Source organism: Virgibacillus sp. Bac330 (assembly GCF_003667845.1).
In the GTDB taxonomy this organism is placed as follows: domain Bacteria; phylum Bacillota; class Bacilli; order Bacillales; family Amphibacillaceae; genus Virgibacillus; species Virgibacillus chiguensis.
The window spans coordinates 4,425,650-4,438,806 of the sequence record NZ_CP033048.1; the positions used below are offsets into that span (position 1 = coordinate 4,425,650).

The window sequence follows — 13,157 nt, forward strand, 5'->3', positions numbered from 1 at the left end:
ATGAGCATCAAAGCTGAAGAGATTAGCAGTCTGATTAAACAGCAAATTGAAACTTTTGATACAGATATTGAAGTTAGCGATGTCGGCACAGTAATCGAAATCGGTGACGGTATTGCTCGTGCTCATGGTCTAGATAACGCGATGGCCGGGGAATTACTGGAATTCTCTAATGGCGTGATGGGCTTAGCGCAGAACTTAGAAGAAAGTAATGTGGGGATTGTTATTTTAGGTCCTTACAGTGAAATAAAAGAAGGCGATGAAGTACGTCGTACAGGACGTATTATGCAAGTACCTGTTGGAGATGAATTAATTGGTCGTGTGGTTAACCCACTAGGACAACCATTGGACGGTAAAGGTGCGATCGAAGCAACAAAAACACGTCCGATTGAATCTCCTGCACCAGGGGTAATGGATCGTAAATCTGTTGACGAACCATTACAAACAGGTATAAAAGCGATTGATGCGCTCGTACCAATTGGTAGAGGGCAACGTGAATTAATTATCGGTGACCGACAAACAGGTAAAACAACGGTTGCGGTAGACACCATTTTGAACCAAGCAGATCAAGACATGATTTGTATTTATGTGGCGATTGGTCAGAAAGACTCTACTGTACGAGGCACCGTGGAAACATTCCGCCGTTATGGTGCTTTAGATTATACGATCGTTGTATCAGCTGGTGCTTCTGATCCTGCTCCATTATTATACTTAGCTCCTTATGCAGGTGTTGCTATGGGAGAAGAATTTATGTATAACGGTAAGCACGTGCTTGTAGTTTATGATGATTTGTCCAAACAGGCTGTAGCTTATCGTGAGCTTTCATTACTTTTACGTCGCCCGCCTGGACGTGAAGCATTTCCTGGTGACGTATTCTACATTCACTCCCGTTTATTAGAGCGTGCGGCGAAGTTAAGTGATGCAAAAGGTGGCGGTTCTTTAACGGCATTACCATTTGTTGAAACACAAGCTGGTGATATTGCTGCCTATATACCAACAAACGTTATTTCTATTACAGACGGACAAATTTTCTTACAATCGGATCTATTTTTCTCTGGCGTTCGCCCAGCAATTAATGCTGGTTTATCCGTATCACGTGTTGGGGGTTCCGCACAAATCAAGGCGATGAAAAAAGTTGCAGGTACTTTGCGCTTGGACTTAGCTTCTTATCGTGAATTACAAGCATTTGCGCAATTTGGTTCCGATCTGGATAAAGCGACACAGGCAAAACTAAACCGTGGGGAACGAACCGTAGAGATATTAAAACAAGGGTTGCATAAACCAATGGCTGTAGAAAAACAAGTTATGAGTATTTATGCACTCACCAAAGGGTTCCTTGATGATATTAAAGTAGAAGACATTCTTCGTTTCGAAGAGGAAATGAATAATTGGTTAGAGAATAATCGCAAAGAGCTTCTAACTTCCATTCGTGAGACTGGAAAATTACCTGATGAATCAGAAATGAACGAAGCTATCGAAGCTTTCAAGAAAACATTTTTGCCATCTGAAGGTTAATGTATATAATAGCGCGTAACCTTTTATGAGAAAGGGCGGTGAACGAGCTTGGCATCACTTAGAGAGATTAAAGGTAGAATAACTTCTACCCAAAAAACGAAAAAAATCACCTCTGCCATGCAGATGGTTTCAGCTTCTAAAATGGCAAAAGCAGAGCAAAATACAAAAGCTTTTGAACCTTACAGTAAAAAAATTCAAGAAGTGATGGCACATATTGCAAACTCTGCTACAGAGACCACACATCCTATGTTGGAAAAACGAGCAGTAAAACGAACGGGATATATGGTCATCACAGCAGATAAAGGACTTGTCGGAGCGTACAACAGTCATATTTTAAAAGCGTTGTATCAACGAATACAACAGAATCATCAATCCAAAGATGAGTATACTGTGATAACCATTGGTCGAATGGGCTATGAGTTCTGTAAAAAAATGGATCTTCCAATTACCCAAAGCATCATTGGTATTGGCGATCAGCCTGACTTTGCAGATATTAAAGAAATTGCTTCGGAAACAGTGCAATTATATGTGGATGAAGAAATTGATGAGCTACACATCATTTATAATCATTATGTAAGTGCGATCTCGCAAAAGGTAACGACAACGCAACTGTTGCCGATTACAGATTTAGGGGTGCAGACTACTGATTCTGCCTTTCATGATGAGTATGAGTATGAGCCAAATGAGCAACAAATTCTCGAAGTACTTTTACCACAATATGCAGAGAGTCTCATTTATGGAGCATTATTGGATGGAAAAGCAAGTGAACATGCGGCAAGTATGACTGCAATGAAAAGTGCAACAGATAATGCTAATGAGCTTATTGATGATTTAACATTGACCTACAACCGCGTGCGTCAAGCTGCAATTACACAAGAAATAACAGAAATTAGCGGAGGGGTCGCAGCGCTTGAATAGGCTTCTTCGAGGAATTTAGGAAAGTATGTTAGGAGGGAAATCGATGAGCAAAGGACGTATTACACAAGTAATGGGACCTGTCGTTGACGTTAAATTCGCTGATGGACAGCTTCCCGACATTAACAATGCGATTATTGTTAAAATACCTGATGAATCATCTAATGAAACGAAAGAGCTCACTTTGGAGGTTGCGCTTCATTTAGGTGATAACAGTGTCCGTACCATTGCGATGTCATCAACAGATGGCTTAAGACGTGGTTTGGAGGTTGTTGACCAAGGAAGCCCGATTTCGGTTCCTGTTGGCGATGTAACATTAGGTAGAGTATTTAACGTACTCGGAGACAATATTGACTTGGATGAACCGTTGGACTCAGGTGTGCGTCGTGATCCAATTCATCGTCAATCACCACAATTTGAAGATTTAACAACGGAAACAGAAATCTTGGAAACAGGAATAAAAGTAGTCGACCTACTTGCACCTTATGTAAAAGGTGGAAAAATCGGTTTGTTTGGTGGAGCCGGTGTTGGTAAGACAGTACTTATTCAAGAGCTTATTAATAACATAGCACAAGAGCATGGTGGTATTTCTGTGTTTGCCGGTGTTGGTGAACGTACCCGTGAAGGTAATGATCTGTACTATGAAATGAAGGATTCTGGTGTTATTTCTAAAACAGCGATGGTGTTTGGTCAAATGAACGAACCACCTGGTGCGCGTATGCGTGTAGCCCTAACTGGACTAACAATGGCAGAATATTTCCGTGATGAGCAAGGGCAGGATGTATTGTTATTTATCGACAACATCTTCCGTTTTACACAGGCAGGAACAGAAGTATCTGCATTATTAGGACGGATGCCTTCTGCGGTTGGTTACCAACCAACGTTAGCAACAGAAATGGGACAATTACAGGAACGTATTACATCTACGAAAAAAGGTTCTGTTACATCCATCCAGGCTATTTATGTACCTGCTGATGACTATACGGACCCTGCACCAGCAACAACGTTTGCGCACTTAGACGCAACAACAAACCTTGATCGTGGTTTATCAGAACAAGGTATCTATCCTGCGGTGGATCCGTTAGCTTCCACTTCACGTGCGTTAGACCCAGAAGTTGTTGGACAAGAGCATTATGACGTAGCTGTGGAAGTACAGCAAACATTACAACGTTATCGAGAACTACAAGATATTATTGCGATCTTAGGTATGGATGAGTTAAGTGATGAGGATAAACTCGTTGTGTCTCGTGCACGTCGTATTCAATTCTTCCTTTCACAAAACTTCCACGTTGCAGAACAATTTACAGGTCAACCAGGTTCCTATGTTCCTGTAGAAGAAACAGTAAAAGGGTTTAAAGAAATATTAGCTGGAAAATACGATGATCTACCAGAAGATGCCTTCCGTTTAGTAGGGCGTATTGAAGAAGTAGTTGAAAAAGCAAAAAGCATGGAATAAAGAGGCTTGATAGGAATGAATCCTATTCATACTTGCAGGTTGATGAATACGTATTTATGCATTGACCGCCTTCATGTTAAGCTAAGGAGGGGTTGTTTTGAAAACACTAACGGTGAGTGTTGTTACTCCTGACGGTCCAGTACTAGAAGATAGCTACGAAATGGTGAGTTGTAAAGCAGAAAGTGGAGAATTGGGTATTTTACCTGGTCACATTCCTTTAGTTGCACCATTGTCCATTAATGTAGTTCGTTTGAAACGTGAAAATCATGTAGATAAATTAGCGGTTAATGGTGGTTTTATGGAAGTGCGTCCCGACAAAGTGACAATTTTAGCGCAGTCTGCAGAAAAACCATCTGACATTGATATCGATCGTGCCGAGCGTGCAAAAGAGCGTGCGGAACGCCGTCTCCAATCAAAACAAGATGATATTGATACGTTAAGAGCAGAACTAGCTCTCAAAAGAGCTATCAATCGCTTAAGGGTAATAAGATAATTTGAAAAATCTCTTATAACAATATGTTATAGGAGATTTTTTGCATTATAGGAAAGTAAAAAATTTTGGATTATATAACATAGCAAAACGATGGTTATTTTTTCCAAAAAAATATATATAAATACAATTTTTTCCAAACCATTAAAAATTAGTGGAAAATGTAAATTCCATTGACTTTTTTTATAAATAAGAAAGTCTATCCATGAAAGCGAATTGTCAGTATTATCTACAGCAATGTCGATATTTCCCGGGAAATGTAGTTATTTCAAACTACTTTCAGACGGGATATAAATCTCTAGCTATCATTTACATTGACTTTTTTCCATATCCATGGCAAAGTAACTAGTAGCGCTTCAATTAGGAGAGTTTTATGGGAAAGTGTTTTCATTTAAGAGCCTAAAGTCTTTTGGATTTTAGTATTTCAAAAAGGGGCCTTTCTCCTTTAAAACTTGGTGATAATCTAATCAGTAATGTATAAAGGTGGTTCTTATGTTTTCACTAGGACAACAGGCATTAGTTAGTTTAATTTCACATATTCTCTTTATATATGTAACATGGAAATTGATGATGGCAATTAATTTTGAGCCAATGATTAAAAAAGGAAGAGCCAAAGAGGCGCAAATATTAATTCTGTTTTTAACCATCGTGATTGGATCAGGTGTCAGCCGTTTCTTTCTAGAAGTACTCCAATGGTCAAGAGATTTAAACCATTTATTTTAAGGCTTACGTATAATAAAAGATTACGTGTAGGACCATGTATGCTTTTGCTTCTCCCAGTTCATACTATTTATAGTAAATAGGTGGATATGGGGGATTTTATTGTGAAAAAGTCTATTATTCTAGCAATTTTATGTTTGTTCGTCGCAAATACAGTAGTAGCGCAAACACATGATAGAAGTGACAACGAATTATTGGATTTAGTTTATTTTATGATTGTTGAAGATGCTTCTATTCTGGAATGGGAAACAACTTGGAAAGAATCCATTTCCCAAGCAAGAACAGATGAATTAGTAGAAACGCTAAGTCGTAAATATCATAAGCATGTAACAAAAGATGAGCAGAAAATAAAATATTCCTTTGAAGACAGCCGTATATATAAAGGGTTCAACGTGGTATTTCATGTGATTGTCCCGCGTCAAGAACATGCTGATGCAGAATTGATCGTAGTTATAAAAGGACATGGATGGTATTCAGATATGGAAAAAAACTATTTTAATACCGTTTTACACCTTCAAAAAGAATATTTCACAAGTTCTGTAAAGAAATTTGCTTGTCTGACGACTAAAGGAAATGGTATAATAAGTAGTGATTATTTTTTAAACAAATTAACAAATTATTTTCAAATACAACAAAAACAGACGCAATTAGATACAGTAGAACAATCGACACATAAAAAAATTATTTACGGTTATACACCAGTTTGGGAACGAAAAATTTCCGTAAATGATACACCTATGAACATACAAATCGCAGTTGAAGAAAATGGATCGGACAATCCTACATACGTAATAGGAACACCTATCCTAATAAATGAATATTAATATAGTGAAAATGGATCTGAAGGAGATTTGAAATATGGAAAAAATCATCGTAAGAGGTGGACACCAATTGCAAGGCACTGTAAAAGTGGAAGGTGCTAAAAATGCTGTTCTCCCTGTCATTGCTGCTAGTCTTATTGCAAGTGAAGGAAAAAGTGTCATTAAGGATGTTCCTGAACTAGCTGATGTATATACAATTAATCAAGTGTTAGAAAATATGAATGCAAGTGTACATTTTGACAATAACACAGTTACGGTTGATGCTTCAAATCGTTTAACAACAGAAGCTCCGTTTGAATATGTAAGAAAAATGCGTGCTTCTGTTCTTGTAATCGGACCATTATTAGCACGTTACGGTCATGCAAAAGTAGCTATGCCTGGCGGGTGTGCAATTGGCTCTAGACCCATTGATTTGCATTTGAAGGGCTTTGAGGCGATGGGTGCGAAAACACATGTTGGAAATGGGTTTGTCGAGCTTCATGTCGACAAGCGTCTTAAAGGTGCGAAAATTTATTTAGATATGCCAAGTGTTGGTGCAACCGAAAATATTATGATGGCTGCTGCGCTAGCAGAAGGAAAGACAGTTTTAGAAAACTGTGCCAAAGAGCCAGAAATTGTAGATTTAGCGAATTATTTAAATAAGATGGGAGCCAAAATTGTTGGTGCAGGAACAGAAACCATTCGTATTGAAGGCGTAGATAAATTGTATGGTACAGAGCATTCGATTATACCTGATCGTATTGAAGCAGGTACGTTTATGGTGGCTGCGGCAATAACAGAAGGAAATGTGTTCATTGAAAATGCTGTTCCTGAGCATTTACGTTCCGTTATCTCCAAATTAGAAGAAATGAATGTTATCGTACAAGAAGAAAAAAATGGCCTAAGGGTAATTGGTCCTAAGCAATTGAAGGCAACGGATATAAAAACGTTACCTCATCCTGGATTCCCTACAGATATGCAATCTCAAATGATGGCCTTAATGCTAGTTGCTCAAGGCACTAGTGTTATTACGGAGACGGTGTTTGAAAATCGATTTATGCATGTGGAAGAATTCCGTCGTATGAATGCAAAAATGAAAATAGAAGGACACAGTGTTATCATCGAGGGGCCTTGTAATCCACAAGGAGCTGAAGTAGCGGCTACGGATTTACGAGCAGCTGCAGCACTTATTTTAGCTGGTTTAATCGCTGATGGTGTGACTAGAGTTACGGAATTAAAGCATCTAGATCGTGGTTACGTGGATTTTGCTGGGAAATTAGCAGGATTAGGAGCAGATGTGGAAAGAGTGGATGAGCATGGTAATTCAGTTTTGCCTTATGTGCATGTAGAACCAATCAATCGTTCTATAGCTGCAAAACTGTCATAATTTGGATATTGTCATTATTATTAAAACGATTTTGTTTCATAAATATACAATATGAGTAAAAACAGATGAAAAGGTTTGGGTCATCTGTTTTTTTGTAGTCTAGGAAATTATTCGAAATTATAAATTTTATTAGCTGTGGATAAACTTACTAAGTTATTTAACCCCGTCCGGCCCCAGTGCCCAGCAACTAGGCGACTTCACTCCATTGTCCTAAGCTAAGTCATCATTGGTTCGTTCTAAATAGAAAGGCCGACTTAAGATGGGATTGCCGGAGAGCGCCGGCATACTCCTGTTACAGGAGCATGATTCCTAAAACTTTCGTTGGTTCGCTCCACTCTCTGCGTTGCTAACCGGGCGCCCTGATCCTTTGTTCTATATACTAAATTGATATTTAAATAAAAATTCAAACTTTTCTTTTTAGTTATTTTGTGTTAAAATTTAAGAAAATTTTAACATTAGGGAGAATGTTCAGATGAAACTGTATGTTTCTGTGGATATGGAAGGAATTACGGGATTGCCAGATGAAACTTTCGTCGCCTCATCGATGCATAATTATGAACGCTCCAGAAAGATGATGACGGAAGAAGCCAACGTGGTTATCCGTGCGGCTCTTGCTCAAGGTTGTTTGGAAATCATTGTCAATGATAGCCATTCTAAGATGAATAACTTATTGATTGAGGATTTACATGAAGATGCGCAGCTTATTACTGGTGACGTAAAGCCATTTTCCATGATGCATGGGCTAGATGCCTCATATGATGCCGCTATATTTGTCGGTTATCATGCACGAGCAGGAATGTTTGGAGTTATGTCTCATACGATGATTCATGCTGTAAGGACGATGTATATCAATGATCACGAAATTGGTGAAATGGGTTTAAATGCTTATCTGGCAGGATTTTATGGCGTACCCATTATAGCTGTTGCGGGCGATGATCAAGCAGCAAAGGAAGCAAGCGAACTTATTCCAAATGTTACAGCTATAGCTGTGAAAGAGACGATTTCTCGGTCATCTGTTAAAAGCTTAACACCTAAAAAGTCGGCGCAGTTATTAACGCAAAAGATAACAGAAGCTGTACGAAATCGCCATCTTGTTTTACCGCTTGTACCTCCCGATGAACCTGTTTTACGAATAGAATTTGCTAATTTCGGACAGGCGGAATGGGCGAATTTAATGCCTGGTACAAAGATAGAACCAGGAACAACAGTCGTTCGCTTTCACGCAAAAGACATACTGGAAGCATATCAGGCAATGCTTGTTATGACAGAGCTTGCGATGATGACAAAATTCTCATAAGGGGGAGGGAGTATGCTGCGTTATATAGGAAAGCGCTTACTTATGATGACAGTGACTTTATGGGTTATTGTTACACTAACGTTTATTTTAATGGTGACGATACCAGGTTCTCCATTTAACAGTGAACGGGGAACAAATGAAGCCGTTCAAGCGAACTTAGAAGCACATTATAATTTGGATGAGCCATACATAGTTCAATATGTCCTGTACTTAAAATCGATTGTAACGTTTGATTTTGGCCCATCGATTAAACAGCCATCACAAACGGTCAATGAAATGCTTGGCCGCGGCTTCCCCATATCTTTCGAGCTAGGAATAATTACCATTATTGTAGCCGTATTATCCGGCGTAACGTTAGGTGTGTTTGCAGCGTTAAAGCATAATCAAATCATTGATTACGTAGCAATGGGTTTTGCTGTGTTAGGAATATCCATTCCAAATTTTGTATTAGCTACCTTGCTTATTCAGCAATTAGCAGTGAATATAGAATGGTTTCCAGTTGCAAGATGGTTAAGTCCCGCACATATGATTTTACCCGTTACAGCACTTGCGACAGGGCCCATGGCGATAATCGCAAGACTTACAAGGTCAACGATGCTTGAGGTGTTAACACAAGACTATATTAAAATGGCTAGAGCTAAGGGGTTAGCACCTTGGAAGATTATTTGCAAGCACGCTTTAAGAAACGCGTTAATGCCTGTGGTTACTATTATGGGAACCTTACTGGCAGGAATATTAACAGGCACGTTTGTTATTGAGAAAATATTTGCTGTTCCTGGAATGGGGAAGTATTTTGTAGAAAGCATTAATCAGCGTGATTATCCTGTTATTATGGGAACAACTGTATTTTACAGCGCTTTTTTAATAGTAATGCTATTTCTCGTTGATATTGCATATGGCATATTAGACCCGCGTATTAAGCTGCATAAGAAAGGCGGGAGAGAATGAAAATAAATGTGACAGACCAAACAGGAAAGAAGCCAACTTCTCATACGGAAATACCAGATGAATGGTTTTCTTGGAAAGAGCGAGATACAAAAGCACTAGAAACGGTATCAAGACCATCTTTGTCGTATTGGAAAGATGCTTGGCGAAGATTATTGAAAAATAAGTTAGCAATGACGGGGTTGGTGTTCTTGATTGTACTAACTATTTTCGCCATATTCGCGCCTATATTATCGCCTTATGAAGTAAACAAACAAAATTTACCGGATCAGTATCAGCCACCTTCTTCACAACATTGGTTTGGAACGGATAATGGTGGGAGGGATGTGTTTACTCGTACATGGTATGGAGCACGTATTTCATTATTTGTCGGGCTAATGGCAGCGCTCATTGATTTTACTATTGGAATTATTTATGGTGGATTGTCTGGATATAAAGGCGGACGTACGGATAGTATGATGATGCGAATTATTGAAGTGTTATATGGTCTTCCTTATTTGTTAGTCGTTATTTTATTGCTCGTCGTTTTAGGACCTAGCTTAGGTACGATTATTCTCGCTTTAACCGTTACAGGCTGGGTAGGAATGGCGAGAATTGTACGTGGGCAAGTATTGCAAATCAAAAATTATGAATTTGTGCTTGCTTCTAGGTCATTTGGTGCGAAGACAGCACGGATTATTCGTAAAAACTTATTACCAAATACAATGGGGCCAATTATTGTGCAAATGACGTTAACAGTTCCAAGTGCGATTTTTGCAGAAGCATTTTTAAGTTTTCTTGGACTTGGGATTCAAGCCCCATTTGCAAGTTGGGGAGTGATGGCAAATGATTCGTTAGGGGCAATCTTATCTGGACATTGGTGGACATTATTTTTTCCAGCATTCTTCATTTCTTTTACGATGTTTGCATTTAATGTATTAGGGGATGGGCTTCAGGATGCACTTGATCCAAAGCTGAGAAAGTAGGTGAGTAGATGGAGAAACTACTTGAGGTACACGATTTACATGTAGCTTTTTCGACGTATGGTGGGACAATCAAAGCCGTTCGAGGTGTGAATTTTTATTTGCGTAAAGGGGAAACACTAGCAATTGTTGGAGAGTCAGGTTGCGGGAAGAGCGTCACGTCACAAGCGATTATGCGACTGATTCCGGAACCGCCAGGAAAAATTGTTAGAGGTAAGGTGATGTTTAAGGGGAAAGAGATAACGCGTTATACCGAAAAACAGATGCGATCGATTCGTGGCGTGGAAATATCGATGATTTTCCAAGATCCAATGACAGCATTAAATCCAACGCTAACTATAGGCACGCAGCTTATGGAAGGATTGCAGGAGCATCAATCCATTCGCGGAGAAACAGCTACCTCCAAAGCTTTAGAAATGATGCATTTAGTTGGCATACCAAATCCTAAGGAACGTTTAAAGCAATACCCGCACCAATTTAGTGGAGGGATGCGGCAAAGAATTGTGATCGCTATGGCTTTAATTTGTGAGCCAGAGTTATTAATTGCTGATGAGCCTACAACGGCTTTGGATGTAACCATTCAAGCGCAAATTTTAGAATTATTTACGACGATTCAAGCAAAAACAGGTGTATCTATTATTCTAATTACGCATGACTTAGGGGTTGTGGCTAAAATAGCCGATCGAATTGCAGTTATGTATGCAGGAAAAATAATTGAAACAGGCACAAAGCGTGACATATTTTACAATCAGCAGCATCCTTATACGAAAGGTTTGCTAAAATCAGTTCCGAGGCTTGACTTAAAAGAAGAGCAATTATCACCAATTGATGGGACACCGCCGGATTTATTTGCACCACCACAAGGATGTCCGTTTACAGCGAGATGCCCTTACGCCATGGAGGTGTGTGATAACGTATATCCCGTAACGACGGAACGAAGCAGTTCACATCGAGTGGATTGCTGGCTGCAGGACAAACGGGCGCAACAACTTCTAGCTCGCACAGCCAATCAATAACGAGGGGGAGAGATAATGAAGAAAGGGTTGCTTTACTTAATGGGAGTTTTAGTGTTTCTTGTTTTAGCTGCTTGTACGGCAAATGAGAGTACTGGTACAGAAGATGAGAATGGAGAAGGAGAGGGAGAAAAGGCAGGAGAAGAAAAAATTCTTCAACTTAATAACGGAGAGGAGCCAACATCATTTGACCCAGCAATAGGTTTTGATAATGTTTCTTGGAATGCGTTAAATAACTTGATGGAAGGGCTCACGCGACTTGATGAAGATCATACACCACAACCTGCAGTTGCGGAAGAATGGGATGTTTCAGAAGATGGAACCACATACACATTTTATTTACGAGAGGATGCGAATTGGTCTAATGGCGATCCAGTTGTGGCAGAAGATTTCATCTATGCGTGGGAGCGTTTATTAAATCCAAAAACAGGCTCATCTGCTGGATTTCTCGGTTACTTTATCAAAGGGGGAGAAGCATTTAATAGTGGGGAGGGTTCTACAGACGATTTAGGAATCACCGCAGTCGATGAAAAAACGCTAGAAGTTGAATTGGAAAACCCGACTGGATTTTTCTTACATGTACTAACCAATCCTGCCTTTTTCCCAGTGAACCATCAAGTAGCTGCTGATAATTCAGAATGGCATGCGGAAGCAGAATCATTTGTAGGTAATGGGCCATTTCAGCTGGAATCTTGGGAACATGATAATGAAATGATGTTTACGAAAAATGATGCATATTGGGATGCAGACAGTGTTAACTTAGACGGCGTGCATTGGGCGATGGTCAATGATACGAATACAGAATATCAAATGTTTGAACGAGGAGAGTTAGATTCAGCCGAAATACCTGCAGAATTATCCGATCAGTTAATTGATGGAGATAATGTGCAGGTTGTTGACCAAGGAGGATTAGAGTTTTTCCGCTTTAATGTTACGGAGGAGCCTTTTCAAAATAAAAACATTAGAAAAGCTTTTGCGCTAGCAGTAGATCAAGAAAACATTACAGAATATGTGGTGAAAAATAAAGTGAAGCCTGCTTATGGTTATATATCTCCTGGGTTTACCAACCCTAGCGGCGAAGACTTCCGAGATGTAAATGGCGATCTCGTCTCATTTGATCCTGAAGAAGCAAAGCAGCTTTTAGAAAAAGGGATGGAAGAAGAGGGCTATGATGAACTGCCTACGGTTACTTTATCCTATAATACAAGCGATTTAAATAAAGAAGTAGCTGAAGCAATTCAAGGCATGTTTAGTGAGAATATTGGTGTCGATGTAGAGCTTGAAAATACAGAATGGAATGTTTTCTTAGAAGATCAAAAGGCTTTAAATCATCAATTATCAAGAAGCTCCTTTTTATACGATTATGCCGATCCTGTCAATTTCCTTGAAAGCTTTATTACTGGATCATATATGAATCGCACAGGCTGGTCCAATGAACAGTATGATCAATTAATTGCCAATGCAAAATCAGAAGCGGATGAAGGGAAACGTTGGGAATATATGTATGAGGCAGAAAAGCTATTAGCAGAAGAAATGCCGTTATTTCCAGTCCGCTATTATAATCAAGTAGAAGTATTACAAGAAGGTGTAACGAAAATACTTCGCCATCCAGTAGGGTATCTGGATTTAAAGTATGCCGATAAACAATAGCCGTCTAAGG

At 39.3% G+C, this 13,157-nt stretch carries 12 protein-coding genes; all 12 read left to right on the plus strand.

Annotation, left to right across the window (positions count from 1 at the left end; genetic code table 11):
* The gene (gene atpA / locus D9780_RS20755; protein WP_073009281.1) at window positions 1-1,512 is read left to right on the plus strand and encodes a F0F1 ATP synthase subunit alpha; all 1,512 of its coding nucleotides are present in this window, start codon (window positions 1-3) and stop codon (window positions 1,510-1,512) included.
* 48 nt (window positions 1,513-1,560) lie between these two features.
* On the plus strand, window positions 1,561-2,430 hold the full coding sequence (gene atpG, locus D9780_RS20760) for an ATP synthase F1 subunit gamma (RefSeq protein ID WP_073009284.1): 870 nt from the start codon (window positions 1,561-1,563) through the stop codon (window positions 2,428-2,430).
* A 43-nt stretch (window positions 2,431-2,473) separates the two neighbouring features.
* Window positions 2,474-3,883, plus strand: coding sequence for a F0F1 ATP synthase subunit beta (atpD, locus tag D9780_RS20765; RefSeq protein WP_073009287.1), 1,410 nt, complete (start codon window positions 2,474-2,476; stop codon window positions 3,881-3,883).
* Window positions 3,884-3,980: 97 nt separating this feature from the next.
* Window positions 3,981-4,376 carry a F0F1 ATP synthase subunit epsilon gene (locus D9780_RS20770; protein ID WP_121641371.1) on the plus strand — a complete coding sequence of 132 codons (396 nt, stop codon included), beginning with the start codon at window positions 3,981-3,983 and terminating at the stop codon, window positions 4,374-4,376.
* A 489-nt stretch (window positions 4,377-4,865) separates the two neighbouring features.
* Window positions 4,866-5,096, plus strand: coding sequence for a DUF1146 family protein (locus D9780_RS20775; protein ID WP_121641372.1), 231 nt, complete (start codon window positions 4,866-4,868; stop codon window positions 5,094-5,096).
* Window positions 5,097-5,197: 101 nt separating this feature from the next.
* A complete protein-coding gene (locus D9780_RS20780; protein ID WP_162985958.1) occupies window positions 5,198-5,917 on the plus strand; it encodes a YwmB family TATA-box binding protein in 720 nt (239 codons plus the stop codon).
* 34 nt (window positions 5,918-5,951) lie between these two features.
* Window positions 5,952-7,280 (plus strand): UDP-N-acetylglucosamine 1-carboxyvinyltransferase, encoded by a 1,329-nt coding sequence (murA, locus tag D9780_RS20785; RefSeq protein WP_121641374.1) that lies wholly within the window; start codon window positions 5,952-5,954, stop codon window positions 7,278-7,280.
* A gap of 472 nt (window positions 7,281-7,752) precedes the next feature.
* Window positions 7,753-8,577: a M55 family metallopeptidase gene (locus tag D9780_RS20790; RefSeq protein ID WP_073009301.1), complete on the plus strand. Its 825-nt coding sequence runs from the start codon at window positions 7,753-7,755 to the stop codon at window positions 8,575-8,577.
* A 12-nt stretch (window positions 8,578-8,589) separates the two neighbouring features.
* Entirely contained in the window at window positions 8,590-9,525 is a 936-nt protein-coding gene (locus D9780_RS20795; RefSeq protein ID WP_121641375.1) for an ABC transporter permease, read from the plus strand.
* Window positions 9,522-10,487: an ABC transporter permease gene (locus D9780_RS20800; protein WP_121641376.1), complete on the plus strand. Its 966-nt coding sequence runs from the start codon at window positions 9,522-9,524 to the stop codon at window positions 10,485-10,487. Before D9780_RS20795 ends, D9780_RS20800 begins: the two co-directional genes overlap by 4 nt.
* Window positions 10,488-10,495: 8 nt before the next feature.
* On the plus strand, window positions 10,496-11,500 hold the full coding sequence (locus D9780_RS20805; protein WP_121641377.1) for an ABC transporter ATP-binding protein: 1,005 nt from the start codon (window positions 10,496-10,498) through the stop codon (window positions 11,498-11,500).
* Between the two features lie 15 nt (window positions 11,501-11,515).
* A complete protein-coding gene (locus D9780_RS20810) occupies window positions 11,516-13,147 on the plus strand; it encodes a peptide ABC transporter substrate-binding protein (protein ID WP_121641378.1) in 1,632 nt (543 codons plus the stop codon).
* Window positions 13,148-13,157: the final 10 nt, after the last annotated feature.

Bases quoted from the DNA above. Each gene is read 5' to 3' on its own strand.
- D9780_RS20810 (WP_121641378.1), top strand. From the start codon at position 11,516: ATGAAGAAAGGGTTGCTTTACTTAATGGGAGTTTTAGTGTTTCTTGTT.
- D9780_RS20805 (WP_121641377.1), top strand. From the start codon at position 10,496: ATGGAGAAACTACTTGAGGTACACGATTTACATGTAGCTTTTTCGACG.
- murA (WP_121641374.1), top strand. From the start codon at position 5,952: ATGGAAAAAATCATCGTAAGAGGTGGACACCAATTGCAAGGCACTGTA.
- atpA (WP_073009281.1), top strand. From the start codon at position 1: ATGAGCATCAAAGCTGAAGAGATTAGCAGTCTGATTAAACAGCAAATT.
- D9780_RS20775 (WP_121641372.1), top strand. From the start codon at position 4,866: ATGTTTTCACTAGGACAACAGGCATTAGTTAGTTTAATTTCACATATT.
- atpD (WP_073009287.1), top strand. From the start codon at position 2,474: ATGAGCAAAGGACGTATTACACAAGTAATGGGACCTGTCGTTGACGTT.
- D9780_RS20790 (WP_073009301.1), top strand. From the start codon at position 7,753: ATGAAACTGTATGTTTCTGTGGATATGGAAGGAATTACGGGATTGCCA.
- D9780_RS20800 (WP_121641376.1), top strand. From the start codon at position 9,522: ATGAAAATAAATGTGACAGACCAAACAGGAAAGAAGCCAACTTCTCAT.
- D9780_RS20795 (WP_121641375.1), top strand. From the start codon at position 8,590: ATGCTGCGTTATATAGGAAAGCGCTTACTTATGATGACAGTGACTTTA.